25 protein-coding genes and 1 tRNA gene are annotated in these 26,338 nt (G+C 65.8%); 21 read left to right on the forward strand and 5 right to left on the reverse strand.

Annotation, left to right across the window (positions count from 1 at the left end; all coding sequences use genetic code 11):
- Positions 1 to 17: 17 nt before the first annotated feature.
- A protein-coding gene (locus QZ814_RS12535; protein ID WP_294332720.1) for an IS5 family transposase occupies positions 18 to 775 on the reverse strand; the annotation gives its coding sequence in 2 pieces (ribosomal slippage) (positions 18 to 457 and positions 457 to 775; 759 coding nt in all).
- Between the two features lie 69 nt (positions 776 to 844).
- On the reverse strand, positions 845 to 2,080 hold the full coding sequence (locus tag QZ814_RS12540) for a TetR/AcrR family transcriptional regulator (protein ID WP_294332722.1): 1,236 nt from the start codon (positions 2,078 to 2,080) through the stop codon (positions 845 to 847).
- A gap of 140 nt (positions 2,081 to 2,220) precedes the next feature.
- On the opposite strand from QZ814_RS12540, the gene QZ814_RS12545 reads away from it, so the two are divergent.
- The 6 genes from QZ814_RS12545 to manD all read left to right on the forward strand — a co-directional run bounded on the left by QZ814_RS12545 (position 2,221) and on the right by manD (position 9,372).
- Complete coding sequence (locus tag QZ814_RS12545; protein ID WP_294332723.1) at positions 2,221 to 3,504, forward strand: acyl-CoA dehydrogenase family protein; 1,284 nt, start codon at positions 2,221 to 2,223, stop codon at positions 3,502 to 3,504.
- Positions 3,505 to 3,515: 11 nt separating this feature from the next.
- Positions 3,516 to 4,601, forward strand: a complete 1,086-nt coding sequence (locus QZ814_RS12550) for a Zn-dependent alcohol dehydrogenase (RefSeq protein WP_294332725.1) — start codon at positions 3,516 to 3,518, stop codon at positions 4,599 to 4,601.
- Entirely contained in the window at positions 4,598 to 5,614 is a 1,017-nt protein-coding gene (locus QZ814_RS12555) for a phosphotransferase family protein (RefSeq protein ID WP_294332727.1), read from the forward strand. Before QZ814_RS12550 ends, QZ814_RS12555 begins: the two co-directional genes overlap by 4 nt.
- Positions 5,611 to 6,396, forward strand: a complete 786-nt coding sequence (locus QZ814_RS12560; RefSeq protein ID WP_294332728.1) for an SDR family NAD(P)-dependent oxidoreductase — start codon at positions 5,611 to 5,613, stop codon at positions 6,394 to 6,396. Before QZ814_RS12555 ends, QZ814_RS12560 begins: the two co-directional genes overlap by 4 nt.
- A gap of 90 nt (positions 6,397 to 6,486) precedes the next feature.
- Positions 6,487 to 8,040, forward strand: a complete 1,554-nt coding sequence (locus QZ814_RS12565; protein WP_294332730.1) for a beta-xylosidase — start codon at positions 6,487 to 6,489, stop codon at positions 8,038 to 8,040.
- Between the two features lie 123 nt (positions 8,041 to 8,163).
- Positions 8,164 to 9,372, forward strand: a complete 1,209-nt coding sequence (manD, locus tag QZ814_RS12570; protein WP_294332732.1) for a D-mannonate dehydratase ManD — start codon at positions 8,164 to 8,166, stop codon at positions 9,370 to 9,372.
- A 94-nt stretch (positions 9,373 to 9,466) separates the two neighbouring features.
- Here manD and QZ814_RS12575 read toward each other — a convergent pair whose 3' ends face one another.
- A complete protein-coding gene (locus tag QZ814_RS12575; protein ID WP_294332733.1) occupies positions 9,467 to 10,090 on the reverse strand; it encodes a methyltransferase domain-containing protein in 624 nt (207 codons plus the stop codon).
- 195 nt (positions 10,091 to 10,285) lie between these two features.
- On the opposite strand from QZ814_RS12575, the gene QZ814_RS12580 reads away from it, so the two are divergent.
- From QZ814_RS12580 to rpmE, 15 genes are all read left to right on the forward strand, one after another.
- Complete coding sequence (locus tag QZ814_RS12580; RefSeq protein WP_294332736.1) at positions 10,286 to 11,014, forward strand: phosphatidylserine decarboxylase; 729 nt, start codon at positions 10,286 to 10,288, stop codon at positions 11,012 to 11,014.
- Positions 11,011 to 11,865: a CDP-diacylglycerol--serine O-phosphatidyltransferase gene (gene pssA / locus QZ814_RS12585; RefSeq protein WP_294332738.1), complete on the forward strand. Its 855-nt coding sequence runs from the start codon at positions 11,011 to 11,013 to the stop codon at positions 11,863 to 11,865. Before QZ814_RS12580 ends, pssA begins: the two co-directional genes overlap by 4 nt.
- A gap of 435 nt (positions 11,866 to 12,300) precedes the next feature.
- Positions 12,301 to 13,056, forward strand: coding sequence for a 30S ribosomal protein S2 (rpsB, locus tag QZ814_RS12590; protein WP_294332739.1), 756 nt, complete (start codon positions 12,301 to 12,303; stop codon positions 13,054 to 13,056).
- Between the two features lie 83 nt (positions 13,057 to 13,139).
- Complete coding sequence (gene tsf, locus QZ814_RS12595) at positions 13,140 to 14,069, forward strand: translation elongation factor Ts (RefSeq protein WP_294332741.1); 930 nt, start codon at positions 13,140 to 13,142, stop codon at positions 14,067 to 14,069.
- 123 nt (positions 14,070 to 14,192) lie between these two features.
- Positions 14,193 to 14,921: a UMP kinase gene (pyrH, locus tag QZ814_RS12600; protein ID WP_010544556.1), complete on the forward strand. Its 729-nt coding sequence runs from the start codon at positions 14,193 to 14,195 to the stop codon at positions 14,919 to 14,921.
- Between the two features lie 30 nt (positions 14,922 to 14,951).
- Entirely contained in the window at positions 14,952 to 15,509 is a 558-nt protein-coding gene (gene frr, locus QZ814_RS12605) for a ribosome recycling factor (protein WP_294332745.1), read from the forward strand.
- Between the two features lie 108 nt (positions 15,510 to 15,617).
- Positions 15,618 to 16,286, forward strand: coding sequence for a polyprenyl diphosphate synthase (gene uppS / locus QZ814_RS12610; RefSeq protein WP_294332819.1), 669 nt, complete (start codon positions 15,618 to 15,620; stop codon positions 16,284 to 16,286).
- Positions 16,283 to 17,083: a phosphatidate cytidylyltransferase gene (locus QZ814_RS12615; RefSeq protein WP_294332747.1), complete on the forward strand. Its 801-nt coding sequence runs from the start codon at positions 16,283 to 16,285 to the stop codon at positions 17,081 to 17,083. Before uppS ends, QZ814_RS12615 begins: the two co-directional genes overlap by 4 nt.
- Positions 17,080 to 18,237, forward strand: coding sequence for a 1-deoxy-D-xylulose-5-phosphate reductoisomerase (locus QZ814_RS12620; RefSeq protein WP_294332820.1), 1,158 nt, complete (start codon positions 17,080 to 17,082; stop codon positions 18,235 to 18,237). The genes QZ814_RS12615 and QZ814_RS12620 overlap by 4 nt, the downstream gene beginning before the upstream one ends.
- The gene (locus QZ814_RS12625; protein WP_294332749.1) at positions 18,234 to 19,367 is read left to right on the forward strand and encodes a M50 family metallopeptidase; all 1,134 of its coding nucleotides are present in this window, start codon (positions 18,234 to 18,236) and stop codon (positions 19,365 to 19,367) included. Before QZ814_RS12620 ends, QZ814_RS12625 begins: the two co-directional genes overlap by 4 nt.
- Before the next feature lie 68 nt (positions 19,368 to 19,435).
- Positions 19,436 to 22,189, forward strand: coding sequence for an outer membrane protein assembly factor BamA (bamA, locus tag QZ814_RS12630; protein ID WP_294332751.1), 2,754 nt, complete (start codon positions 19,436 to 19,438; stop codon positions 22,187 to 22,189).
- A 2-nt stretch (positions 22,190 to 22,191) separates the two neighbouring features.
- A complete protein-coding gene (locus QZ814_RS12635; RefSeq protein ID WP_294332752.1) occupies positions 22,192 to 22,956 on the forward strand; it encodes an OmpH family outer membrane protein in 765 nt (254 codons plus the stop codon).
- Positions 22,953 to 23,432, forward strand: coding sequence for a 3-hydroxyacyl-ACP dehydratase FabZ (fabZ, locus tag QZ814_RS12640; RefSeq protein ID WP_141985535.1), 480 nt, complete (start codon positions 22,953 to 22,955; stop codon positions 23,430 to 23,432). The genes QZ814_RS12635 and fabZ overlap by 4 nt, the downstream gene beginning before the upstream one ends.
- Before the next feature lie 19 nt (positions 23,433 to 23,451).
- A complete protein-coding gene (locus tag QZ814_RS12645; RefSeq protein ID WP_294332755.1) occupies positions 23,452 to 23,667 on the forward strand; it encodes a hypothetical protein in 216 nt (71 codons plus the stop codon).
- A gap of 83 nt (positions 23,668 to 23,750) precedes the next feature.
- A complete protein-coding gene (gene rpmE / locus QZ814_RS12650) occupies positions 23,751 to 23,981 on the forward strand; it encodes a 50S ribosomal protein L31 (RefSeq protein WP_294332757.1) in 231 nt (76 codons plus the stop codon).
- 105 nt (positions 23,982 to 24,086) lie between these two features.
- Here rpmE and QZ814_RS12655 read toward each other — a convergent pair whose 3' ends face one another.
- Both QZ814_RS12655 and QZ814_RS12660 read right to left on the reverse strand, forming a co-directional pair.
- Positions 24,087 to 25,949 (reverse strand): hypothetical protein, encoded by a 1,863-nt coding sequence (locus tag QZ814_RS12655; protein WP_294332759.1) that lies wholly within the window; start codon positions 25,947 to 25,949, stop codon positions 24,087 to 24,089.
- A gap of 151 nt (positions 25,950 to 26,100) precedes the next feature.
- Positions 26,101 to 26,190 (reverse strand) — tRNA-Ser (locus QZ814_RS12660).
- Positions 26,191 to 26,338 lie beyond the last annotated feature (148 nt).

The raw sequence follows: 26,338 nt of genomic DNA on the forward strand, positions 1-26,338 counted from the left end.
CTAGGGCCTGTCTGCATTTAGCGGAGCCAGATCCTGGCGCATGCGAGATGGACGAATCCCATGAAGGCGGAGATCGTCTTCTCGCAGCGCAGGGCAATGCGGCGGAAGCGTTTGAGTTTGTTGAAGAAGCACTCGATCTGGTGGCGCTCTTTGTAGAGCTGCCAGTCGATTGTCGGCTTTCGGGTCCGGCTGGAATTGGCCTTGATCTGCGCCGTTGCGCCGAGATCATCGGCAATGAAGATGCGCAGCGGATCGGCATCATAGGCAGCATCTGCGATGACGTGACCAATGCCACGCAGGCCTTTCAAGAGATCGTGCGCCTGTGGAGCGGCGCCACGTTGCCCCGGCGTCGGGTGGATACGGATCGGCAGTCCGATGGCATCGACGGCCGCGTGTAGCTTGGTCGTCAGTCCGCCACGCGAACGGCCGATTGCGGTAGCTTCAGCCCCCCTTTTGCGCCGCTTGCGTCGGCGTGAACCTTCGAGATCGTGCTGTCGATCAGGACATATTCGAAGTCCGGCGTGTCGGCCATCGCATGGAACAGCTTCTCCCAAACGCCAGCGTGCGACCAACGGCGGAACCGCGCATGGACCCCGCTCCATTTGCCGAACACCTCCGGCAGATCACGCCAGCGCGCTGCATTGCCCGCCATCCACAAAATGGCATCCACGAACAGCCAATTATCGACCCCGCTGCGCCCACGCAGCCCATCCCGCCCAGGAAGATGTTCCGCAATCCGCTCCCTTTGCTCGTCCGTCAGCGTGCGTCTGCTCATGACCTGGCTCCTTCACCAGCCTTGAATCAGAACGCACCGGTCATGGGAATCCTCAAATGCAGACACAGCCTAGGCGGTCAGCACGCGGTCGTCGAACAAGCCGAAGGCCAGGGTGGAGGCATAGAACGTCACCGCACGGTCGCGCGGCATGGTGCTTGCCCATTTGCGCATGTCGAACGCGGCATTCTGCAAGGCCATCACCGCCTGGCTCGCAACCAGAGGGTCGATCGGGCGGATCGTGCCTTCGGCGATGCCGTCGGAGAGCATGCCGGCAAAGCGACGGGCGATCCGGTTCGAGCGATCGAGCATGGTGTTGCGCACCGCCACCGGCAGGCCCGACAGCGCCGTGGTGCGCAGCAGCGGCCCGCGCTCGGAAAACTGATAGTCGAGCAGCGTCGCGATGGTGCTTTCCAGCCGCGCCCATTGGGTGCCGGCATGGCGCTCCGCCAGGCGCTGGGCATCGGCGAGAATGTCGAAGCTGCGCTTGTAACAGGCGATCACCAGATCGTCCTTGGCGTCCAGATGGTGGTAGAAGCTGCCCTTGGTGACGTTCAGTTCCGATGCGATCCGCTGCACCGAGGCGCCGCGATAGCCGAGTTCGTTGATCAATCGGGTGGCCGCCAGCAGGAAGGCCTCGCGGCCGGGCTCCGGTTCCTCATGGACAAGGTCGAACAGCGCCGGCGCCCAGCGCTGCCCGGGGGCCGCAATGCCATGGCGGAACACATCCATCAGCCGCGCCTCGACGCGCGGATATTCGTCGATCTCGTAGCGCGACATCCAGGCGTTCAGCCAGAAGCTGTTCTCCAGCAGCACATGGGCGCGCGCGCCGCGCAGATCGGTCTCGGCGCGGCTGCCCTCATTGCCCCACAGGCTGCGGGTCTTGCGGAAGATGTTGCGCCACCCGGCAAGCAGCTTGCCCTTGAGCGGCTCCTCCATCGCCCGCAGGTCCGAAAGGATCGCGACCGCCTGCTCCTCGCCGCGTCCGATCCGGGCCAGCCGCTCCATGTTGATCGCCAGGAAGCGTGCGACGCGCGCCTCCGGCGTCGGTTCGGCAAGCGCCTGGTCGAGGATGGCATCGAGCCAGGCCAGCGTCTGCTCGAACGCGGCTGCGGCCAGATCTTCCTTGCGCTTGAAATAATAGGTGACCGAGGTGGTGTTGAGCCCCACCCGCCGTGCGACGTCGGCGAAGGTCATGCCCTTCGCGCTCTGTTCGTTGATCGCGGCGGCGGCGGCGGCCAGGATGGCGTCGCGCTTGGCCTGGAACCGCTTCGTGTTGGTGGTCTCGATCGGGGTGGGCGATTGCATGGCGCGAGCTTAGCCGTTTCCGCCCCGCGCCAAAACGATTTTTTGAAGCTGGCGTGTGGTCAATTTGCTTCGGCGCGGGCCTTTACCGAATATCGGGTACGGTATAGGCTCGCCCCAACGACAAGCAGGAGAGCGATGCCATGGACTTCACGCTGAACGCGCGCGAGACCCATTACCGCGATCGGGTGAAGGCCTTTATCGACGCTGAGATCCGTCCGCGCGAGGGCGACTATCGCGCTGCGGCGGCAGCCGCGGACCGCTGGTCGGTCAACCCGGTGCTGGAGGACGTGAAGAGCCGCGCCAAGGCTGCGGGCTTGTGGAATTTCTTCATGCCGCCGCATTCCGGCCAGTCCCATGTCGACGACAGCTTCGTGTTCGAGGGCGAGCAACTCACCAATCTGGAATATGCGCTGTGCGCCGAGGAAATGGGCCGGGTTGGCTGGGCGTCGGAGGTATTCAACTGTTCGGCGCCCGACACCGGCAACATGGAGGTGCTGCACCGTTACGGCACGCGGGCGCAGAAGGATGCGTGGCTGGCGCCGCTGATGCGAGGCGAGATCCGATCCGCCTTCCTGATGACCGAGCCGGCGGTCGCCTCGTCGGACGCCACCAATATCGAGACGCGGATCGAACGCGACGGCGATCATTATGTGATCAACGGCCGGAAATGGTGGTCCTCCGGCGCGGGCGATCCGCGGTGCAAGATCGCCATCCTGATGGGCAAGACCGATGTCGGTGCCGCCAAACACGCCCAGCAAAGCATGATCCTGGTGCCGCTGGACACTCCCGGCGTCACCATCGAGCGCATGCTTTCGGTTTTCGGGTATGATCATGCACCGCATGGCCATGCCGAGATCGTGCTTCGCGACGTGCGGGTGCCGGCGAACCATCTGCTGCTCGGCGAAGGGCGCGGGTTCGAGATCGCGCAAGGGCGTCTGGGGCCGGGGCGCATCCATCACTGCATGCGCACGATCGGGGTCGCGGAAGAAGCGATCGCCGCCATGGCGAAGCGCCTCGTTGCGCGGGTCGCATTCGGCAAGCGCATCGCCGATCACTCGATCTGGGAGCAGCGTATCGCCCGCGCCCGGATCGACATCGAGATGACCCGGCTGCTCTGCCTCAAGGCCGCCGACATGATGGACAAGGCCGGCAACAAGGCGGCGCAGCTCGAGATCGCGATGATCAAGGTGCAGGCGCCGGCGATGGCGCTGCAGATCCTCGACGACGCGATCCAGGCGCATGGCGGGGCAGGGGTGAGCGACGATTTCGACCTCGCGCACAACTGGGGCAGCGTGCGCACGCTGCGGCTGGCCGACGGACCGGACGAGGTCCATGCCCGCGCCATCGCCCGCGCCGAATTCGGCAAATATGCCGCACAGAAGAGCGACCGGGCCAGTTCCGGCGATCTCGGCGTCAGCCGGTAAGGCGCGGGCACATGAAAGCCGCCGTCCTGTTCGAGGCCAAGACGCCGCTCCAGATCGAGGAGGTGCAGGTTTCCAAGCCGGGCCCCCGCGAAGTGCTGATCCGCACTGCGGCGGTAGGGGTCTGCCGGTCCGACCTTCATTTCGTCGACGGTGCCTTCTCGCATCCGGTGCCGACCGTGCCGGGCCATGAAGCGGCAGGCATTGTCGAGGCCGTTGGCTCGGACGTGGCCCGGCTGCGTCCCGGCGACCATGTCATCACCTTCCTCACTGCCTTTTGCGGGTCGTGCGAAATGTGCGTGAGCGGCCGCCCCTCGTTGTGCATCGATCCCTCGACGCGGCGGCCGGCGGATGCCGAACCGCGACTGAAGCTCGCCAGCGGTGCGCCGCTCGCGCCGTTCCTCAATCTCTCCGCCTTTGCCGAGATGATGCTGGTGCACGAAAATGCCTGCGTTGCGATCAACAAGGACATGCCGCTCGACCGTGCCGCGCTGCTCGGCTGCGCGGTGATCACCGGCGCGGGAGCGGTCTTCAACGACAGTCGCGTGCGCCCTGGCGAAAGCGTGGCGGTGATCGGGGCAGGCGGCATCGGGCTGGCGGCAATCAATGCCGCGAAGATCGCCGGTGCGGGGCAGATCCTCGCGCTCGACCCGGTCGAGGAAAAGCGTGCGCTGGCGAAGAAGATGGGGGCCACCCACGTCTTCGATCCCGCGGCGGAAAACATCGTCAAGCAGGTGCTCGCGCTGACCGATGGCGGCGTGCATTACGCGATCGAGGCCGTTGGGCGTCCCGCCACCGCCGAGCTCGCCTGGCAGATCCTGCGCCGGGGAGGCACCGCCACGATCCTCGGCATGATCGCGCCGGGTCAGAGCGTCACCCTGCCGGGCCCCAGCTTCCTTACCGGCAAGAAGATCCAGGGGTCACTGCTCGGCAGCACGCGTTTCCCAATCGACATGCCACGGCTGGTCCAGCTCTATCTCGACGGGGTGCTCGATCTCGACACGTTGGTCGCCGAGCGGATCGGCCTGCCGCAGGTGAACGATGCGCTGGAGAAGCTGCGCCAAGGCACCAGCGTCCGCTCGGTGATCGCGTTCGCATGAGCGACCTGGATGAAATCCGCCTCGCCGCCTGGGGCGCCGCGAACGTCCCCGGTTTTGCTGGACCGCTAACCGTGGCAAAGTTCCCAGGCGGACAGAGCAACCCAACCTATCGTGTTGATTCTAGATCCGGAAGCTATGTGCTTCGGCGCAAGCCCTTCGGGACGATCCTGCCCTCGGCCCATGCGGTGGAGCGCGAATATCGGCTGATCGCCGCGCTGCACCCGGCGGGCTTTCCGGTCGCACGGCCCTATGCGCTGTGCGAGGACCGCCAGGTGATCGGCGCGCCTTTCTACCTGATGGAAATGGTCGAGGGGCGCACGCTGTGGGACGGCTCGCTGCCCGGCATGTCGCCGCCGGAGCGGACCGCCATCTACCACGCGATCGTCGACACGCTCGCCGCGTTGCACCGCATCGATCCGGAGACGGTCGGGTTGGGCGACTATGGCAAGCCCGGCAATTATTTCGCCCGCCAGGTCGAGCGCTGGACCCGCCAGTACCGCGCCAGCCAGACCGACGATCTGCCCGAGATGGAACGGCTGATCGAATTCCTGCCGCGCACCGTGCCCCCGCAGACGCGCACCAGCATCGTCCATGGCGACTATCGGATCGACAACATGATCTTCGCGGCCGACCGGCCCGAGGTGCTGGCGGTGCTCGACTGGGAGTTGTCGACGCTCGGCGATCCGCTGGCGGACTTCTCCTATTTCCTGATGAACTGGGTGACCGAACCCGAGGGGCGCTCGGGCGTCAAAGGCCTGGCGGGGCCGGCGACGGGGATCCCGACGATCGAGGAGATGGTCGCCCGCTACTGTGCCGCCACCGGATCCGACGGCGTGCCGGATCTCGACTGGTACTTCGCGTACAACCTGTTCCGCCTCACCGGCATCGTCCAGGGTATCAAGAAGCGGATGATCGACGGCAATGCCTCGAGCGCGCAGGCGGCGGCGACCGTCGAGCGGCTGCCGGGGCTGGCGTCGGCGGCGTGGCATTTCGCACAAAGGGCAGGGGCATGAACTTCGCGGGCAAGGTAGCGGTGGTGACCGGCGCTGCCTCGGGCATCGGCCGGGCTACGGTCCGCGCCTTTGCGGCGGCCGGGGCGCAGGTGGTCGCGGCGGATCGCTCGGCTACGGTTACCGATACGATCACCGGGCTGCCGGACGCGCTGGCGGTGGAGATGGACGCGGGCGACGAGAGCGACGTCCAGCGGCTGGTAGAGGGCGCGTGCGCCCATTTTGGCGGCATCGATATCTTCTACGCCAACGCCGGGATCAGCGGCGGCACGGCAGGCATTTTCGACGCAGATATAGCGCTTTGGACCGAAGTCCTGCGGGTCAATCTGATCGGGACGGCGCTTGCGATCAAGCACGCCGCGCCACGCATCGTCGCGCGCGGCGGCGGCGCGATCCTGTGCACTGCGAGCGTCGCCGGGCTGCGATCGGGGGCGGGGGGCACGCCCTATTCGGCTTCCAAGGCCGGGGTGATCAACCTGGTGCAGACCGCAGCGCAGCAGCTCGCTACGTCCGGCGTGCGGGTCAACGCGATCTGCCCGGGCCTGATCGAGACCGGCATGACGCAACGCGCCTTCGACTATGCACGCGAGCGAGGCAAGGAAGACAAGCTCGGCCATCTCAATCCCTTGCGTCGCGCCGGTCGACCGGAAGAAATCGCGCAGGTGGCGCTGTTCCTCGCCTCCGACGCGGCAAGCTATGTCAACGGGCAGGCCATCGCGGTGGACGGCGGGCTTTCTGCCAGCCATCCGGTCACGCGTCAGGAATTCGGCCGCGCGGCCTTCTGATCCTTCGCTGTTTTTCGCTTCCACGCTTGTCTTGTCCCTCCCGTACAGGCAAGGTGGTAGCGCTAACGTGAATGGGATCGGGAGAGGTACATGCGAACGGCTGTTGCGACGCTCGCCTTGGCGGGCGCGCTATTGGGCGCCACGTCGGCACCAGCGCAGGACCGCACGATCCGGATCGATGCCACCAAGCCGCTGGGACCCGTCGATCGCTTCTTCGATCTGTCGATCGGCTCGGATTTTCCCGGCACCTTGGCGCGGCCGGATAGCCAGGCGCAGCTTGCGACCGCCGTGCCCGAACTCGGGTTCCGCTATATCCGCTTCCACGCCATCTTCCACGACGTGCTGAAGACGGTGCAGCGGCAGGGCGACAGGATCGTCTATGACTGGTCGGGCATCGACAAACTCTATGACGACCTGCTCGCCAAGAAGATCAAGCCGTTCGTCGAACTGGGCTTCACGCCGGAGGCGCTGAAGACGTCGGACAACAGCATCTTCTACTGGAAGGGCAACACCTCGCACCCGCAACTGGAGGGCTGGCGCACCCTGATCGACGCCTTCGCCCGCCACCTGCTCCAGCGCTATGGCCAGCAGGAAGTGCGCAGCTGGTATTTCGAGGTGTGGAACGAACCGAACCTCGATGGCTTCTGGGAAAAGGCGGACCAAAGGGCCTATTTCGAGCTGTACGACGTCACCGCCCGCACGCTGAAGGCAGTGGACCCGGCACTGCGCGTTGGCGGGCCGTCGACCGCAGGGGCCGCCTGGGTGCCGGAATTCCTCGCGCATGTCGCCGCGAGCAAGGCGCCGGTCGATTTCGTGACCACGCACACCTACGGCGTCGACGGCGGCTTTCTCGACGAAAAGGGGCAGCAGGACACCAAGCTTTCGGCCAGCAAGGACGCGATCATCGGCGACGTGCTGAAGGTCCGCAAGGAAATCGCCGCCTCCGCCTTTCCCGCGCTGCCGCTCTATTTTACCGAGTGGAGCACCAGCTACACCCCGCGCGACGCGGTGCACGACAGCTATGTCAGTGCGCCGTATATCCTCACCAAGCTGAAGGGCGTGGCCGGGGCGGTGCAGGGCATGAGCTACTGGACCTATACCGACCTGTTCGAGGAGCCGGGGCCGCCGCCCACGCCCTTCCATGGCGGCTTCGGGCTGATGAACCGTGAGGGCATCCGCAAGCCCGCCTGGTTCGCCTACAAATATCTGAACGCCGTGCGCGGCCAGGCGCTCGCCACGGGCGACGGCTACAGCCTGGCCGCAAAGGATGGCAACAGCGTGGTGGCGCTGGTGTGGGACTGGCACCAGCCCGAACAGAAGGTCAGCAATCGGCCCTTCTACACCCGGATCGTACCCGCCAAGGCCGAGGCACCCGCCGAACTTACGGTGACGGGTCTGGTGCCGGGCAGCTATCGGCTGCGCGTGCAGCGCACCGGCTACCGCCATAACGATGCCTATTCGGCCTATCTCGATCTCGGCATGCCTAAGGCGCTCTCGACTGCGCAGATCGCGCAACTCCAGGCGCTCACGCGGGATGTGCCGGAGGAGACGAAGGTCACGGTTGGCCGTACCGGTCGACTCTCCTACCGCCTGCCGCTGAACACGAACGACATCGCATTGGTGACGATTTCGCCCGCACGTTGAGGAAAGCTTAGGCGGGCAGGGCTAGGATAGCCCCCTTGATGTCTGACCAATCCTGCCAGACTTGACAGAAGTGGCTGGATTGGTCAGGCCGGTTGCAACGCTCAGCCTCGCAGGGATAGCTCCATGAAGATCGTTTCGGCCAAGGTTATCGTAACCTGCCCCGGCCGCAATTTTGTAACCCTGAAGATCCATACCGACCAGGGCGTGTACGGCATCGGCGACGGCACGCTGAACGGCCGTGAGCTTTCGGTCGTTTCCTATCTCGAGGATCACGTGATCCCCTGCCTGATCGGCATGGATCCGCGCCGGATCGAGGACATCTGGCAGTATCTCTATCGCGGGGCCTATTGGCGTCGCGGCCCGGTGACGATGCGCGCGATCGCGGCCGTCGACATGGCGTTGTGGGACATCAAGGGCAAGATGGCCGGCATGCCGGTGTACCAGCTGCTCGGTGGCCGCAGCCGCGACGGCGTGATGGTCTATGGTCATGCCAATGGCAGCGACATCGACGAGACCGTCGATGCCGTCGGCCAGTATATCGACATGGGCTACAAGGCGATCCGCGCCCAGACCGGCGTGCCGGGCATCAAGGATGCGTACGGCGTCGGCCGCGGCAAGCTCTATTACGAACCCGCCGATGCGGCGCTGCCTTCGGTCACCGGCTGGGATACCCGCAAGGCGCTCAACTATGTGCCCAAGCTGTTCGAGAAGCTGCGCGCCACCTATGGCTTCGACCATCATCTGCTGCACGACGGCCACCACCGCTACACGCCGCAGGAAGCCGCCAACCTCGGCAAGATGCTCGAGCCCTATCAGCTCTTCTGGCTGGAGGACGTGACCCCGGCCGAGAACCAGGAGGCGTTCAAGCTGATCCGCCAGCACACCGTCACGCCGCTGGCGGTGGGCGAGATCTTCAACACGATCTGGGACGCCAAGGACCTGATCCAGAACCAGCTGATCGACTATCTGCGCGCGACGGTGGTCGGCGCCGGCGGCCTGACCCATCTGCGTCGCCTCGCCGATCTGGCCAGCCTCTACCAGATCCGCACCGGCTGCCATGGTGCGACCGATCTGTCGCCGGTGACGATGGGCTGCGCGCTGCACTTCGACACCTGGGTCCCGAATTTCGGCATCCAGGAATATATGCGCCATTCCGAAGAGACCGATGCGGTGTTCCCGCACGATTACCATTTCGACAAGGGCTATCTGTTCTGCGGTGAGGCGCCGGGCCACGGTGTCGACATCGACGAGGATCTGGCGGCAAAATATCCGTACAAGCCGGCCTATCTGCCGGTCGCCCGCCTCGAAGACGGGACGATGTGGAACTGGTGATCCGCGACGGGGCGGCCCTGGCCGCCCCGCTCATCGAAAAAAAAGGCGGCCATGGAATGCCATGGCCGCCTTTCTTGTTTCTGATGGCGAAGGTTCAGTCCTTCCACGCCCACCAGAGCTGGGCCGGCGGGATGTTCCACCATTCCATCTCGTGTTCGATATGGTCCCAGTGCGGGGTCAGGAAGTTCCGGACGTTCGGGTTGTACTGGTAGACCAGGAACGCGCCGCCGGGCCGCAGGATCTCGCGGGTCGCCTGGGCGATCGCGTCGCCCACGCCGTCGGGCAACGTCGAGAAGGGCAGGCCCGAAGCGATATAATCGGCCTGCGCGAAGCCATTGTCGCGCACGATCTTCTGCACATCGGCCGCCGAGCCGAGCACCGCGACGAAACGCGGATCGTCGATCGACTGGCGCAGATAGCGGATGAAATCGGGGTTGGTGTCGATCACGATCAGCTTGCCGTCGGGCGCGAGGCGCTCGAGGATCGGGCGGCTGAAGGTGCCGACGCCCGGGCCATATTCGACGAACAATTTGGTGTTCGCCCAGTCGACCTTGCTCAGCATCCGGCGAATCAGACGGCCCGAGGACTGGGCGACCGCACCGACCATCACCGGGCGCTTGAGGAACTGCTGCAGGAAGAACATCGTCGGCGAGGGCACACCGGCGGGGCGGCTGCGGCGGGTGCTGCGGCGCTTGGCGGTGGCGGTCGAAGGGGGCATGGGCTTCCTTACGAAAATATTACGCTTCAGAGACATCGCCTGCGCAAAATCTTTCCAACATGCAAGCGATGGCGTCGCAAATCGGTCCCGATCCTGGCCAGGAGACAACGCGGCGCGGCGGCTTTGTTGCCCTGTACCCCGGCTGTTCGCACGATACTCTAGGAAAAGCGCGGTCGGGCGGCTACACCTGTACGCATGACATCGCTCGATAAGCCCCCGGTCGGTACCTCGACGGTGAAGTGGCGTTTTCCCGATATCCACCCCGAAGGCCGCAAATATGTGCTGATCGCCGCAGCGATCGCGCTGGCAAGCCTTTGGGTATGGGACGTCCTCACCTGGCCGCTGCTGTTCCTGACGCTGGGCGTCGCTGCCTTTTTCCGCGATCCCGTCCGGGTGACGCCGGTCGTGGAAGGCGCGCTTGTTTCCCCTGCTGATGGCCTCGTCACGATGATCCAGCGCGTGCCGCTGCCGCCGGAACTGACGGGCCCGCACGCGCTCGGCAACGCACCGATGGTCCGCGTGTCGATTTTCATGAGCGTGTTCGACGTCCATGTGAACCGCACGCCGATTACCGGTACGATCCGCCACGTCATCTATATCTCGGGCAAGTTCCTCAACGCCGACCTCGACAAGGCGAGCGAAGAAAATGAGCGCCAGCACCTCGTCGTCGAGGATCGCGACGGGCTGCGCATCGGCTTCACTCAGATCGCCGGCCTGGTTGCGCGCCGCATCGTCGCCTTCGTCAAGCCGGGCGACATGGTCGTTGCCGGCCAGCGCATCGGCCTCATTCGCTTCGGCAGCCGCGTCGACATCTTCCTGCCCGAGGAATATGGCGCGCAGGTCGTTCTCGGCCAACGCACCATCGCCGGCGAGACGATCATCGCCCGCCGCAACGTCGCAAGTGCAACCGGGGTGGCGCAATGAGCGACGAAACCCCGCGCGTCCGGCGCGGGCTGGCCCGGCGCTCTGCTCAGGGGCGTCCGCCGGGGCGCCGCCCGGGGCTCCCTCGCGGCATTCCGCTGCGCGCCGTGCTGCCGAACGCTGTCACTGCGCTCGCCCTGTGCTCGGGCCTCACCGGCATCCGTTTCGCGATCCTCGGCAACTGGGAAGCCGCGGTACTGATGGTGCTCGCCGCGGCGGTCCTCGACGGGATCGACGGGCGCATTGCCCGCCTGGTTCGCGCCGAGAGCCGTTTCGGTGCGGAACTCGACAGCCTGTCGGACGCCATTTCGTTCGGCGTCGCGCCGGCGCTGATTCTGTACCTCTGGTCGCTTCAGTCCCTCGGCCGATTTGGCTGGCTGGTCGCACTCCTCCACGCGCTCTTCTGCGCACTGCGGCTCGCGCGCTTCAACGCGCAGATCGACCTTGCCGAACAGCCACACAAATCTGCCGGTTTCCTCACAGGCGTGCCAGCCCCTGCCGGGGCCGCGCTGGCGCTGACGCCGCTCTATCTCTGGCTATGGACCGGCGAACCGCTGACCCGCGCACCGATAGCGATCGCGATTTGGACGGCGTTCATCGCCGTGCTGATGGTCTCCAGCGTCGCGACCTTCGGTCCCAAAATCCGGCTGCGCCAAAATGTCCGCTTCGAAGCGATCGCCGTGCTGGTCGCGCTGGCGGCTGCGCTGGTCTCGGCCCCCTGGACGACGCTGGCGATCGTGGCGATCGCCTACCTCGCCAGCATCCCGTTCAGCATCCGCGCCTATCGCCGGATCAGGCGACTGCGCACTGCGGACGAAGACGCGGCATCCGTGCCGGAGCAGACCGCACCCTGACCCGCGACAGCCGCGGCGAGGGGGCGGGAAGTGCTACCGGCCCTGCCACGCCGAACAATTCGGCAAAGCGATGCAACTGCGGACGAATGCTTGCATACAGCGTCCAGCATGCGGCCGCAAACGCGGCGCTGAACAGAAGAAAGACAGCGAATCCAGTCATTACCCGGCTCCTGATCTTCAACGCCGATCCCAGCGGAACCCAAGACCCTCGAACCGCCGAGAGTCCTGCCTGTTCCATCAATCGCGTTCTGATCGCTGTATGTTCCATTCATGTTCCGCCGTCAAGCGATGTTCTGATAATGTTCCAGCTTGTGCCGGGGCGCGCAATCGACTAAGCGGCCCGCCTCAACCCCGCATGGGAAGCATCATAACCCGGTGTTCGGAGCCTCTCCGAATTCCCGCTTCCCAGAGGACCAACCGGAAGGAGTTATCCCTATGGCGGCACCTGTCGTCTCCATGCAGCAGCTGCTCGAGTCGGGCGCACACTTCGGTCACCAGACCCACCGCTGGAACCCGAAGATGAAGCCCTACATCTTCGGTGAGCGCAACGGCGTTCACATCATCGACCTGTCGCAGACCGTTCCGCTTTTCGCACGCGCGCTCGAGTTCGTTAGCTCGACCGTCGCCGCCGGCGGCAAGGTGCTGTTCGTCGGTACCAAGCGCCAGGCGCAGGAGCCGATCGCCGAGGCAGCGCGTCGTGCGGGCCAGCACTTCGTCAACCACCGCTGGCTGGGCGGCATGCTCACCAACTGGAAGACCATCAGCAACTCGATCAAGCGCCTCAAGACGCTCGAAGAGCAGCTGTCGGGCGACACGCACGGCCTCACCAAGAAGGAAGTGCTCCAGCTCACCCGCGAGCGCGACAAGCTCGAGCTCTCGCTCGGCGGCATCCGCGACATGGGCGGCATCCCCGACATCATGTTCGTGATCGACGCGAACAAGGAAGAGCTGGCGATCAAGGAAGCCAACACGCTCGGCATCCCCGTCGTCGCCGTGCTCGACTCGAACGTTTCGCCGGACGGCATCGCGTTCCCGGTTCCGGGCAACGACGACGCCAGCCGTGCCATCCGCCTTTACTGCGAAGCCATTGCCATCGCCGCGACCCGCGGCGGCCGCGAGGCGCTGATGCAGCAGGGCTATGACTTCGGTGCTGCCGAGCAGCCGCCGGTCGAGGAAGCCGTCGAAGGCTGATCGCCCGCGTCATCGAACCGTAATCGGGGCGGGGCAGGGCAACGCGCACTGCTCCGCCCGACTTTTAACTGAGGAATAGAGACATGGCCGAGATCACTGCAGCCGCCGTCAAGGAACTCCGCGAAAAGAGCGGCGCCGGCATGATGGATTGCAAGAAGGCGCTCTCCGAGACCAACGGTGACATGGAAGCCGCGGCCGACTGGCTGCGCGCCAAGGGCCTCGCCGCTGCCGCCAAGAAGTCGAGCCGCACCGCCGCCGAAGGCCTGGTCGGCCTGGCGGTTGCCGGCACCAAGGGTGTCGCCGTCGAGGTGAACTCGCAGACCGACTTCGTCGCCAAGAACGAGATCTTCCAGAACTTCGTCCGCGAGACCACCACCCTGGCGCTGGAAGCCGGCGACGACATCACGACCATCAAGGGCGCGAAGATGGAGTCGGGCCAGACCGTCGACGAGACGCTGACCGCCAACATCGCCACGATCGGCGAGAACCAGGTGCTGCGTCGCGCCAAGAAGGTCGAAGTCGCCAAGGGCGCGGTGATCCCGTACGTCCACAATGCGGCGGCCCCGGGCCTCGGCAAGATCGGCGTTCTCGTCGCGCTGGAATCGGAAGCCGGTGTCGACGTGCTCGAGCCGCTCGGCAAGCAGCTGGCTATGCACATCGCCGCCGCCTTCCCGCTGGCGCTCGACGAGAGCGGCCTGGACCAGGACGTGCTCGCCCGCGAGCGTGCGATCGCGGCCGAGAAGGCCTCCGAGAGCGGCAAGCCGGCCGAGATCATCGAGAAGATGGTCGACGGCGCGGTGAAGAAGTTCGCCAAGGAAAACGCCCTGCTCAGCCAGCTGTTCGTGATGGACGGCAAGACCCCGGTGTCCGACGTCATCGCCAAGGCGGCGAAGGATTCGGGCTCGGCGATCGTGCTGAAGGACTATGTCCGCTTCCAGCTCGGCGAAGGCATCGAGAAGGAAGAGAGCGACTTCGCTGCCGAAGTGGCGGCGACGGCCGGTCTCACCAAGTAATCAGGCGCGCCGGGAAGGGCCGTTTCGGCGGCCTTTCTCCGGCATCCCCGCTTGTTCGCGCGGCGCGGCTCCTCTAGGGTCCGCGCCGCTTCGCTGTCCGCTTCTCAAGATTTCAGGAACCCCATGACTGCTCCGACCTTCCGCCGCATCCTTCTCAAGCTGTCGGGGGAGGTCCTGATGGGCCAGGGCCAGTTCGGCATCGATCCGGAGACCTGCGAGCGCGTCGCGCTCGAGGTGAAGGAGGCCAAGGAAAGCGGCCTGGAAATCTGCATGACCGTCGGCGGCGGCAACATCTTCCGCGGCATTGCGGGCGCGGCGCAGGGCTTCGACCGCGCCAGCGCCGATTACATGGGCATGCTCGCCACCGTGATGAACGCGCTCGCCATGCAGAACGCGCTGGAGAAGGTGGGCGTCGAGACCCGCGTCCAGTCCGCCATCCCGATGGCCAGCGTCTGCGAGCCCTATATCCGCCGCCGCGCCGAGCGGCACATGGAGAAGGGCCGCGTCGTGCTGTTCGCGGCCGGCACCGGCCTGCCGTTCTTCACCACCGACACGACGGCGGCGCTGCGGGCGGCCGAGATGAAGTGCGATGCGCTGTTCAAGGGCACCTCGGTCGACGGCGTGTACGATGCCGATCCCAAGAAGGTGCCGACCGCGACGCGCTACGAGACGCTCAGCTACGACCGCGTCCTCGCCGACAATCTGAAGGTGATGGACGCCTCTGCCGTCGCGCTGTGCCGCGACAACCATATTCCGATCGTGGTGTTCAACATCCGCGGCGAGGGCAATCTCGCCTCGGTGCTCCGGGGCGAGGGGACTTCCACCATCGTCCAGGATGCGAACGCCGCGTAACCCGTACCACAAGCTTCAAGGAGAGCCGAAATGGCCGCTTACGACAAGGCAGACCTCGAGCGCCGCATGGCCGGCGCAGTGGAATCGCTCAAGCACGATCTGACCGGTCTGCGCACCGGCCGCGCCTCGACCACCTTGCTCGATCCGGTTACCGTCGAGGTCTATGGCTCGCACATGCCGATCACCCAGGTGGCGACCGTCTCGGCCCCCGAGCCGCGCCTGCTTTCGGTGCAGGTGTGGGACAAGTCGAACGTCGGCCCGGTCGACAAGGCGATCCGCTCGGCCGGTCTCGGCCTCAACCCGATCGTCGATGGCCAGACCCTCCGCCTGCCGATCCCGGACCTGACCGAGGAGCGCCGCAAGGAACTCGCCAAGCTGGCGAACCAGTATGCGGAAAAGGCCCGCATCGCCGCACGCAACGTGCGCCGCGACGGCATGGACAGCCTGAAGACCGACGAGAAGAAGGGCGTGTTCGGCGAGGACGAGCGCAAGCGCCACGAAACCGACGTCCAGAAGCTGACCGACGCGACGATCGCCGATATCGACGCGGCGGCGGCGGCCAAGGAAAAGGAAATCCTGGGCAAGTGATCCGCCCCGGGGTTTCTGGTGCGGCCGGAAGGGCAGGGCGCGGTGGCCGTTAAGCTGGCTTCCGCTTCGGGCGGCGAGACGCCGCCGCCCCGCCATGTCGCGATCATCATGGACGGAAACGGCCGCTGGGCGAAGAAGCGGCTGCTGCCACGCATCGCCGGGCATCGGCAGGGCGTGGAGGCAGTCCGCCGTGTCGCGCGCGCGGCCCGCACGCTCGGCATCGAGGTGCTGACGCTCTACGCCTTCTCGTCCGAGAACTGGCGACGCCCCGAGGAGGAAGTCGGCGCGCTGATGGGACTGCTGCGGCAGTTCCTGGCGAGCGAACTCGACGAGCTGATCGCCGAGGGCGTGCAGCTCAAGGTGATCGGAGACTGGCGCAGCCTCTCGCCCGATCTCGTGGCGATGATCGAGGGCGCGGTTGCGCGTACGGCCGGCAACCCGGGGCCGACGTTGGTGATCGCGCTCAATTATGGCGCGCAGGCGGAAATCCTCGCAGCGACCCGGCGGCTCGCCGAGCAGGTGCGCGACGGCACGCTCGATCCCGCCGCGATCGACGAGGCCTGCTTCGACGGCGAGCTCGAGACGGCGGGGCTGCCGCCGCTCGACCTGCTGATCCGCACCTCGGGTGAGCAGCGGCTTTCCAATTTCCTGCTGTGGCAGGCTGCCTATGCCGAGCTGCTGTTCGTCGACACGCTCTGGCCGGATTTCGACGAAAAGACCCTCGCCGACGCACTCTGCGCGTTCGGGCGGCGGCAACGCCGGTTCGGTGGCCTGTGAGCAAGAATTCCGACCTCCCCAAACGCGCCGTGGTGGGCCTAGCCCTGATCGGGCTGGCACTTGCCGCCTTATGGGCCGGCGGCTGGGGGTTCTGGCTGGTCATCACCGTGATGGCGGTGCTGATGATCGGCGAGTGGACGCTGCTCGCCGGCGACACGGCCAAACGCCGGTTTTCCCAATATGTGCTGATGGTGCCGCTGGCGATCCTGAGCCCCGGGGCTGCGGGACCTGGTTTCCTCGCGCTCGGCCTGGTGTTCGGCGCCTTCTTCTTCGTCGCGATCGTGACGCGGAGCGGCAAGCTGGGTCTCGGCCAGATCTATGTCGGACTGCCGGTGCTTGCGCTGCTGCTGCTGCGGGATCACCCGCAGGGCTTTGCCGCGACCCTTTGGACGATGGCGATCGTCTGGGTATGCGACAGCGGCGCCTATTTTGCCGGGCGCGCGATCGGTGGTCCGAAGCTGGCGCCGGGCATCAGCCCCAACAAGACCTGGGCGGGCTTCATCGGCGGCCTGGTCGCGTCCGTCGGCTTTACCGCCGCGTTCGTCGCGCTGGCGCCGGGTGTAGCGATCGGGTGGTGGATGGTGCTCGTCTCGCCGATCGTCGCCGTCGCGTCGCAGGTCGGCGATCTTTATGAAAGCCATTTGAAGCGCGTGGCGGGCGTGAAGGATTCGGGCACGCTGCTGCCGGGCCATGGTGGTATCCTCGACCGGCTCGACGGCCTCGTCTTTGCCGCGCCGGTCGCGGCCCTGTTTTTTGCGGTCCATCATCAGGTGGCGCTGGGAGGTTTCTGGTGGTGAAGCGCGTTACGGTGCTGGGGGCGACCGGATCGGTCGGCACCTCGACGCTCGACCTGATCGAACGCAACGCCGATGCATTCGAAGTCGTGGCGCTGACTGCCAATTGCGATGTCGAGAAGCTTGCGGCCGCGGCGATCCGTACCCGCGCGCGCTACGCGGTGGTTGCCGACGAAACCTGCCTGCCGGCCCTGCGCGAGCGCCTTGCCGGAAGCGGCACCGAGGCGCTGGGCGGGGCGCATGCGGTGTGCGACGTCGCGCGAATGGGCTCCGACTGGACGATGGCGGCGATCGTCGGCACCGCCGGCCTCAAGCCGGTGATGGCAGCGCTCGAAGGCGGCGGGACGGTCGCGCTCGCCAACAAGGAGTCGCTGGTCTCGGCGGGCGAGGTGATGATGGCGGCCGCCCGCGCGCACGGCACCACGCTGCTGCCGGTCGACTCGGAGCACAATGCGGTGTTCCAGTGCCTCGATCGCACCGCGCCCAAGGGCGTGCGCCGGATCATCCTCACGGCGAGCGGCGGCCCGTTCCGCGCAACGCCGAAGGAAGCGATGCGCGGCATCACGCCGGCGCAGGCGGTGGCGCACCCCAACTGGTCGATGGGTGCGAAGATCTCGGTCGATTCGGCGACGATGATGAACAAGGGTCTTGAGCTGATCGAGGCCTTCCACCTGTTCCCCGTTGCCGCCGAGCAGCTGACGGTGCTGGTGCACGCCCAGTCGGTGGTCCACTCGATGGTCGAATATGTCGACGGCTCGGTGCTGGCGCAGCTCGGCACGCCCGACATGCGCACGCCGATCGCCTATGCGCTGGCCTGGCCCGAGCGGATGGAGACGCCCTGCGCGCCGCTGGACCTTGCCGCAGTAGGCCGGCTCGACTTCGAAAATCCCGATCTCGATCGCTTCCCGGCGCTGGCGCTGGCGATCGAGGCGCTGAAGGCGGGCGGTGCGCGCCCGGCGATCCTCAACGCCGCCAACGAAGTCGCGGTCGCGGCCTTTCTTGCCGGGCGGATCGGATTTCTTGAAATTGCCGCAATCTCTGCCGATACGCTTAGCCGCTATGACCCGGCCGCTCCGGAAACGCTCGACGCCGTGCTGGCAATCGACGAAGAGGCGCGGACTTTTGCGGCTGAGCGAGTGAAGGACTGCGTCGCTTGATCCAATCCCCCGGCATCCTGCTCACCATTCTGGCGTTCGCGCTGGTGATCGGGCCGCTCGTGTTTCTGCACGAGCTGGGACATTATCTGGCCGGCCGCCTCTTCGGGGTGAAGGCCGAGGAGTTCTCGATCGGCTTCGGCCGCGAGATCGCCGGCATCACCGATCGCCGCGGCACGCGCTGGAAGTTCAGCCTGTTGCCGCTGGGCGGCTATGTCCGCTTCGCTGGCGACATGAACCCGGCGAGCCAGCCCTCGCCCGAGTGGCTGCAGCTGCCAGCGAGCGAGCGCGCCAAGACCTTCCAGGCCAAGCCGCTTTGGCAGCGCGCGATCATTGTCGCGGCGGGTCCGATCGCCAACTTCGTGGTGGCGATCGTCATCCTCTCTGCCTTCGCCTTCATGTTCGGCGAGAACCGCACGCCGTCGGTGGTGGGAACGGTGCTTCCGGGCAGCGCCGCTGCGCACGCAGGCCTGCAGCCGGGCGACCGCATCACCGGGCTCGATGGACGCTCTGTCGCGACCTACGCCGATCTCGCGCAGTTCACGCAGTTGCGGCCAAACGAGCAGGTACGCGTCGATTTCATTCGTGGCGGCGCCGCGCGCAGCGTCGACGCGACGATCGGCACCCGGCTGGAGCGCGATCGCTTCGGCAACGAGTTTCGCATCGGCCAGCTCGGCATCGGCGCCGCGGGATCGGTCCAGGTACCGGTAAGCCTGATCGAGGCGCCGCTGGTCGGTCTGCGCAACACCGCCGACATCGTCCGCATGACGGTGGACGGGCTGGGACAGATCATAACCGGCCGTCGTTCCGTTGCGGAACTCGGCGGTCCGCTGAAGATCGCGCAGGTCTCGGGCGAACGACTTTCCATGGGGCCGATCGAGTTCGCGTTCCTGATCGCGCTCGTCTCTATTAATCTGGGATTCATCAACCTGTTGCCAGTCCCGGTGCTGGATGGTGGTCATCTCCTGTTCTACGCCGTGGAAGCGGTCCGCCGGCGCCCGGTGGAGCCGCAGGTGATGGAATGGGCGTTCCGGGGCGGCATGCTCGCGATCCTCGCGCTGATGCTGTTCGTGACGCTCAACGATTTGGGTGCATTCGGTGTGTGGAGACATCTGGCCGGCTTGATCGGCTGAGGGGGTTCGTGCAGGGCGGCAAGGTGCCGCGCGCGTTCCGGTAATATTTGGATTCCGACTGGGGTGGGATGGTGACTGCGATCAAGGCAAGCAATTTGGGCGCGCGGGCGACGGCTACGCTGTTGGCAGGGACGATCCTGTCGGGCGTGGTAGCGCCGGCAGAGGCGCAGACCGCGGCCAAGCCCGCGGCGCCGGCGACCCAGCCTCAGGCTGCGCCGGCACCGGCGACTCCGGCAGTGGTCCGGACGATCAAGTCGCTGCGAGTGGAAGGCTCGCAGCGCATCGAGCCGGAAACGGTGCTCAGCTACACCCGCCTGCGGGTGGGTGACAGCTACACCAACGAGACGGTCGACCAGGCGATCCGCGATCTCTACGCGTCCGAACTGCTCGCCGACGTGCAGATCGAGGGCGTCGAGACCGGCAATCTGGTGATCCGCATCCGCGAGAACCCGGTGATCAACCGCGTCGTCTTCGAAGGCAACAAGCGGCTGAAGCAGGACAAGATCGACAAGGAGATCAAGCTCAAGCCGCGCCAGATCTTCACGCGCACCGCGGTGCGTGCGGACATTGCGCGGATCATCGAGCTGTATCGCCGCCAGGGCCGATTCGCCGCGCGCATCGAGCCGAAGATGGTCAGTCTCGACCAGAACCGCGTCGACGTCATCTTCGAGATCCACGAGGGTGCGAAGTCGAAGGTCCGCCAGATCAACATCATCGGCAACGAGGTGTTCGGCGACAAGAAGCTGCGCGCGCAGATGGCCACCAAGGTCGCAAGCTTCTCGCACTTCCTCAGCTCGAACACGTCGTACGACCAGGATCGCCTGGCCTATGACCAGCAGAAGCTGCGCCAGTTCTACCTGACCAACGGCTATGCCGACTTCCGCGTGATCTCGGCGGTGGCCGAGCTGACGCCGGACAAGAAGGACTTCATCATCACCTACGTGGTGGAGGAAGGCCCGCGCTACAAATTCGGCCCGGTGACGGTCGACAGTGCGATCCGCGACTTCGACGACAAGAAGCTCGCCGCCGCGCTGCCGATCAAGGAAGGCCAGTGGTACAACGCCAAGACGGTTGAAGACACGATCGAGCAGTTGAGCGAGACCGCCGGCCTGTTCGGCTACGCCTTTGCCGATGTTCGCCCCGATTATCAGCGCAACAAGGATGCGCTGACGATGACGATCAACTTCCACATCGGCGAGGCGAACCGCACCTATATCGAGCGCGTCGACATCACCGGCAACCGCCAGACGCAGGACAAGGTGATCCGCCGCGAACTTCGCGTCGCGGAAGGCGATGCGTTCAACACTTTCCTGGTCAAGCGCTCGCAGGACCGCATCAACAGCCTCGGCTATTTCCAGGACAAGTTCGAGATCGAGCGCAAGGAAGGCTCCGCCCCCGACCGCATCGTGCTCGGCGCGAACGTGGAAGAGAAGCCGAACGGCGAGCTGACGCTGTCCGCCGGTTTCTCGAGCCTCGAGCGCTTCATCCTCCAGGCCTCGATCCGCCAGCGCAATTTCCGCGGCATGGGCCAGACGGCGAGCATCTCGGCCGATTATTCGAGCTATTCGAAGTCGGTCGAACTGGGCTTCACCGAGCCCTATCTGTTCGACAGCAACATCGCGCTGGGTGCCACGATCTTCCGCCGCGACTATAACGCGTTCAACTATCTCGGCACCAACCGAAACACCACCTATCGCCAGGTCTCGACCGGCTTCCAGCTGGTGGCGGGCCTGCCGCTCACCGAATATTGGACGTTGTCCGGGCGCTATTATCTGGCCAAGGACAATGTGACGCTCGATCAGAGCACCTTCTATACCAACGGCAAGTGCGATCCGTTCAAGGCCGGCCGCTATTATTGCGAAGCGGTGGGCAATCGCCTGACCTCGCTGGTCGGCATGTCGCTGATCTACGACAGCCTCAACAGCCGCCTGCGGCCGACGCGCGGCCATCGTGTGTCGCTGGGCGTCGACGTGGCGGGTCTGGGCGGTGACGTCCGGTATGTCCGCGGCAAGATCGACGGCGCCAAATATTGGGGCCTCGGCAGCGGCTTCGTCTTCTCGCTGACCGGCGAGGGCGGGGTGATCAAGAGCCTCGATGGCAGCGAGATCCGCATCACCGATCGCTTCTATCTGGGCGAGCCGCAGTTCCGCGGCTTCGACATTCGCGGTGTCGGCCCGCGCGTGCAGCGCTATTATTACAACGGCACGCCGACCAACGATCCGCAGACGAATACCCAGCTGCTCAACACGGCGAAGGACCAGATCGTCGACGACGCGCTGGGCGGCAAGGCCTATTACCTGACCAAGGCGGAGCTCGAGCTCCCGCTGGGCTCCGGGGCAGCCGAGCTGGGTCTGCGGCCGTCGATCTACGTCATGGCCGGCTCGCTCTTCTCGATCCGCCGGCCGTCGACGAACACCTATTTCGAGCAGGCAAAGTCGGGGAACACCCTGCTGTACAACAAGGATGGATCGCCGACGCTGCTGCCGCTCAACACGCCAGTCTTCGATTCGTCGGGCAATGCGATCTACACCGTCAGCAGCGGTACCAATCAGGGCCTGTCGACGACGTGCAACATCGGCTACGCTGCCACCGCGGGCGCGCCGTGTGTGGGCACCTCCGTCAATGCGCAGGCGGTGACGACGACGCAGCCATTCTACGAAATCTATCGTGGCAGCACGGCGTCGCCGCGCATCTCCGTGGGCTTCGGCGTGAACTGGAATTCGCCGTTCGGTCCGCTGCGGATCGACGTCGCAAAGGCACTCGTCAGCCAGCCGGGTGACGACAAGAAGCTTGTTACTTTCAACGTAGGGACTCAGTTCTAATGATGAAGCACCGTGTTCTCGCAGCGGCCCTTGCCGCTTCGGCGGCGTTCGTCGCGGCCGTGCCGGCCTCGGCGCAGGTTGCCGGTATCGCCACCGTCAACACGATGGAGGTGATCACCAAGGCCAAGGCGTTCACCACGGCCGAAACCCAGCTCGACACCACGTTCAAGCCGGTGCGCGATCAGATCCAGGCCCGTCAGGCCAAGTTCCAGGCCGACGCGCGCGCGCTGATCTCGACGATCGACACGAACAAGGACGGCCAGGTTTCGGAAGCCGAGGAGCAGGCTGCAGCCGCGCGCAAGGATCCGAACTACACCCAGCTGATGACCCTGCAGAACCAGGCGAACGAGGACATCCAGAAGCTGCAGCTTCCGTCGATCGTCGCGGAGCTGTTCGCGTTCGAGAAGATCCTGCAGCTGTATGATGCGGCCCAGATTTCGGTCGTCAACGCCCGCAAGGTCAACGTCATCCTGTCGCCGGAGGCGATCGTCTACGCGCCCGACGCGGTCGACATCAGCGACGCGATCGTCGCCGAGATCGACAAGACGCCGACCGTCTCGATCACCCCGCCGGCCAACTGGCAGCCGCAGCAGCGCACCGTGCAGTTCCAGCAGCAGGTGACCGAGCTGAAGCGTCGCGCCTATCAGCTCGCCGCCGCACGCCAGCAGCAGCAACAGCAGCAGGGCGCCGCTGCGGCCCCGGGTGCGACCGCTCCGGCAGCCCGTCCGGCAGCCGGCACCAAGCCGGCCAAGCCCGAACCGCGGTGAGCGGGGAAGCCCAGGGGGGCAGCAACATCGGTCCGCTCGATATCGGGCGGGTGATGGCAGCGCTGCCCCACCGCTTTCCGATGCTGCTGGTCGACCGTGTCGAGGAGCTGATCCTCGACCAGTCGATCGTGGCGGTGAAGGCGGTGACGATCAACGAGTCCTTCTTCCAGGGCCATTTCCCCGGCCGCCCGATCATGCCGGGCGTGCTCACCGTCGAGGCACTCGCCCAGGCGGCGGGCGTGCTGGCGGTGGAGTCGCTGGGGCTCGCCGGCTCGGGCAAGCTCGTCTACTTCATGGCGATCGACAACGTGAAGTTCCGCAAGCCGGTGGAGCCGGGCGTGCTGCTCAAGCTCCATGTCGAATTCGTGCAGAAGCGCTCGCGGGTCTGCAAGTTCGCGGGCAAGGCGCTGATCGACGGCGAACTGGCGGCCGAATGCGAATTCACCGCGATGATCGCCGATCCGCCCAGCGCCTGAGCGGGGCAGGGGCCGCACCATGGACGCACTGACCTGGTTCGGCCTGTTCGCGGTGACGGCGATGCTGGTCACCTATGCGCTGGAGGCGCGCTCGACCGGGTGGGTGCTCGGCTTTGCCGGGGCCTGCCTGCTCGGCTCGGCCTATGGCTTCCTCCAGGGGGCCTGGCCGTTCGGGCTGGTCGAGGCGGTCTGGTCGCTGGTCGCACTCCGCCGATGGTGGGGATTGCGGCAATAAACTTGCGTCGATGCCTGGGCTCTGCTAGGCGCGCGCGTCCGCTGCCGGTCGGAAACCGGCGGCTTTCATGCAAGGAATTCGCTGTGAAGCAGAACACCCATCCCGATTACCACTTCATCAAGGTGCAGATGACCGACGGCACCGTGTTCGAGACCCGCTCCACTTGGGGCAAGGAAGGCGACACGATGCAGCTCGACATCGATCCGCTGGCGCACCCGGCCTGGACCGGCGGCTCGCAGCGCCTGCTCGATCAGGGTGGCCAGGTCGCGCGCTTCAACAAGCGCTTCGGCGGTCTCACGCTCGGCAAGAAGTAAGCGCGCGCGCCGGGCGGTTCCGCCCGGCAGCCGCCTCGAAAGGGCTCCCCCGCATCCCTGCGGCGGGAGCCTTTTTCGTGGGCGCTGCTGCGCGGCACGGACCGGCTATACGGGGTTGAGGGCGAGTGTGATCGCCTGCGTCGGATCCTTCCGCGAATAGTCCCAGGTACGGCCGGTGGACCGCCCGGCGGCTGCCTGTACTTCGTCGGCGATGTGGAGCAGCGGCAGGACCCCGCCGCTCGGGGCGCGCTGGAAGCGCATGTTCACCGCAGCTGGCGGGGTTACGACGCCGTACGGGGACCAGGAGTTGACGATGTGCACGATCAGCGTATTCGCGCGCGTCGTCGCCACGCTCGGCGTCGTCGGATTGACGCCCCCGGCATAGGACAGCTTCGGGAAGACCGCGACGGCATTGGCCGCGATGGGTAGCGCGGGATCGACGCCACGATACGCCAGCATGGCCCAGTTCCAAGCGCGGGTAGGCGCGGTGGTGCAGGTCTGCTTTCCCGCCCAGGTGCCGGAAGCGGCGGCGGCAACATCGGCCGCCCCCGCAATCTTCCAGTAAATCACCAAATCGGTCTGATTTCCCGTCGCCGCATTGTTGCGATAGCGGTTCAACTTCGTCCAGGCTCCGCCATAGGCGTCGGTCGGCAAGGCAAAGCCATGGTCGACATCGGCGCCGCTCGCATCCAGCCCGTGGACGAACAACAGCATCAGATCGCCCGCCGCCAGGGTGTTGCCGCCCAGATGCACGGGCAGGCCGGCGGTGGCAGGATTGGGAAGATTGGCATGTGGGTCGCGGCCGGAGTCGGCGGTCCAGACCAGGCCGGCCCGTCCTGCCTGCAGCCCGGAAGGCCCGAAGCCGGCATTGGCAAGATAGGGTGCCGTTCCGATCACCGTCAGGTTGCCCTTGCTGCCCGCGATGCCCTTGTTGACGAGGAACGACGTGCGGTCGCCATGCCAGAAGAACTGCGGCTGAAATCCCAGCGGTACGGCGCCAGTGGTACCGTAGTCGACGGGACCGGCATTGTAGAACCGGGCGACGATCGCCGGGTCGATGTCACAAAAGTCGCCGCTGGGCGCACGGACGATCGAGGTCGTGATGTCGAGCAGGACCTGCCCATAATCGGCGGACCCGCCGTTGATGGCGATGTAATTGTCGCCCCAATAGTTGAACTGCCAACCCTTGGCGGAATTGATTTTGGGAAAGAACGGGTTGGCAAGCGTGCCGATCTCTCTGCCGGCATAGAGAATTTTCTGGTTCACGCCGTTGATATAGAGCGCCTGGCGCTTGGCGCCCGCCGCGCCGCGGCCGTCCCAGGCGAACAGATAATGGACCCAGGCGCTGTTCTGGTTCGCGATCGCGCTATAGGCGACGTTTTCCCAGCTATGGTTGGTCTTTCCCGCGCCGGCGACCGACCCGGCGTCCGCAAGGTTCAGACGCAAGCTGCCGCGCGTCGTTGAGCGGTCCTTGGCGGCGTTGTCGATGATGATGTTGAGCCCAGCCGAGCCCTCGCTATTGCCCCCCGCGTCGCTGCTGTCATTGCCCATGATCATGGCGATCGTCTCGGCATAATTCGTGCCGGTCAGCGCGTCGGCGGTGTCGCTGCTGGTCGAGCAGCGCAGCCAAAACGAAAGGACGCCGTGGGGCGTCTCCGTCACGCCCAGTGCGCCGCTCGTCCGCAAGCCGCCCCACCGGCTGAGCGATACGGATGCATCCAGTCGAAAGCTGCCGCTTGGATTCGCTAACATGGCATTGCTTGCCGGGGCAGCGGGCAGGGGCGGCGGCACGGAATCGACCAAGGGACTCGGCGCAGGGTCCGTCGCGCCCTCCGGCGCGGCCCTGTCCGAGGTTAGAAGCGTCGCGGCAGCGGCCAGCGAAATGGCAGTCGCCGCTACCTCCATGCCGTCGAGGACGGCATGGCTTTCGATATCCCCGTCCGGGGTCGGTGGGTCGACATCAGGCATGTCCGCAAGTCTCCTTGCCCTGGGGAATGGGATACGCGGTCGGCAAAGCTTCTGCGCCGAAACTGTCGTGCGCCACGCGAACTGTACCCGAAATGAGCGATTTGGTTCCGGGCTCCCGCCGCGCGACCTTGCCCGGAAGGGCGAGGGTTGCTGGCGGAGAGGGTGGGATTCGAACCCACGGTGAGCTTGCACCCACGGCGGTTTTCAAGACCGCTGCCTTAAACCACTCGGCCACCTCTCCGCGCGGCACAGCGCCTAATCGCAGTTGGCGCCGGGATCAATCCACCTCCGCCCGAACCTTCGCCACCCTTTCAGCCTCACGCCGGGCCGGCCAAATGGCGAATGCTGGTGAACGCGCGACCGTCTCCGTTGCGTGGCGGGAGACGGTC

This window comes from uncultured Sphingomonas sp. (genome assembly GCF_913777625.1).
Lineage (GTDB): Bacteria > Pseudomonadota > Alphaproteobacteria > Sphingomonadales > Sphingomonadaceae > Sphingomonas.

What these genes read in the sequence shown, in the direction of transcription:
- QZ814_RS12540 (WP_294332722.1), bottom strand. Translation starts at nt 2,080, where the DNA reads ATGCAATCGCCCACCCCGATCGAGACCACCAACACGAAGCGGTTCCAG.
- QZ814_RS12545 (WP_294332723.1), top strand. Translation starts at nt 2,221, where the DNA reads ATGGACTTCACGCTGAACGCGCGCGAGACCCATTACCGCGATCGGGTG.
- QZ814_RS12550 (WP_294332725.1), top strand. Translation starts at nt 3,516, where the DNA reads ATGAAAGCCGCCGTCCTGTTCGAGGCCAAGACGCCGCTCCAGATCGAG.
- QZ814_RS12555 (WP_294332727.1), top strand. Translation starts at nt 4,598, where the DNA reads ATGAGCGACCTGGATGAAATCCGCCTCGCCGCCTGGGGCGCCGCGAAC.
- QZ814_RS12560 (WP_294332728.1), top strand. Translation starts at nt 5,611, where the DNA reads ATGAACTTCGCGGGCAAGGTAGCGGTGGTGACCGGCGCTGCCTCGGGC.
- QZ814_RS12565 (WP_294332730.1), top strand. Translation starts at nt 6,487, where the DNA reads ATGCGAACGGCTGTTGCGACGCTCGCCTTGGCGGGCGCGCTATTGGGC.
- manD (WP_294332732.1), top strand. Translation starts at nt 8,164, where the DNA reads ATGAAGATCGTTTCGGCCAAGGTTATCGTAACCTGCCCCGGCCGCAAT.
- QZ814_RS12575 (WP_294332733.1), bottom strand. Translation starts at nt 10,090, where the DNA reads ATGCCCCCTTCGACCGCCACCGCCAAGCGCCGCAGCACCCGCCGCAGC.
- QZ814_RS12580 (WP_294332736.1), top strand. Translation starts at nt 10,286, where the DNA reads ATGACATCGCTCGATAAGCCCCCGGTCGGTACCTCGACGGTGAAGTGG.
- pssA (WP_294332738.1), top strand. Translation starts at nt 11,011, where the DNA reads ATGAGCGACGAAACCCCGCGCGTCCGGCGCGGGCTGGCCCGGCGCTCT.
- rpsB (WP_294332739.1), top strand. Translation starts at nt 12,301, where the DNA reads ATGGCGGCACCTGTCGTCTCCATGCAGCAGCTGCTCGAGTCGGGCGCA.
- tsf (WP_294332741.1), top strand. Translation starts at nt 13,140, where the DNA reads ATGGCCGAGATCACTGCAGCCGCCGTCAAGGAACTCCGCGAAAAGAGC.
- pyrH (WP_010544556.1), top strand. Translation starts at nt 14,193, where the DNA reads ATGACTGCTCCGACCTTCCGCCGCATCCTTCTCAAGCTGTCGGGGGAG.
- frr (WP_294332745.1), top strand. Translation starts at nt 14,952, where the DNA reads ATGGCCGCTTACGACAAGGCAGACCTCGAGCGCCGCATGGCCGGCGCA.
- uppS (WP_294332819.1), top strand. Translation starts at nt 15,618, where the DNA reads ATGGACGGAAACGGCCGCTGGGCGAAGAAGCGGCTGCTGCCACGCATC.
- bamA (WP_294332751.1), top strand. Translation starts at nt 19,436, where the DNA reads ATGGTGACTGCGATCAAGGCAAGCAATTTGGGCGCGCGGGCGACGGCT.
- QZ814_RS12635 (WP_294332752.1), top strand. Translation starts at nt 22,192, where the DNA reads ATGAAGCACCGTGTTCTCGCAGCGGCCCTTGCCGCTTCGGCGGCGTTC.
- QZ814_RS12645 (WP_294332755.1), top strand. Translation starts at nt 23,452, where the DNA reads ATGGACGCACTGACCTGGTTCGGCCTGTTCGCGGTGACGGCGATGCTG.
- QZ814_RS12655 (WP_294332759.1), bottom strand. Translation starts at nt 25,949, where the DNA reads ATGCCTGATGTCGACCCACCGACCCCGGACGGGGATATCGAAAGCCAT.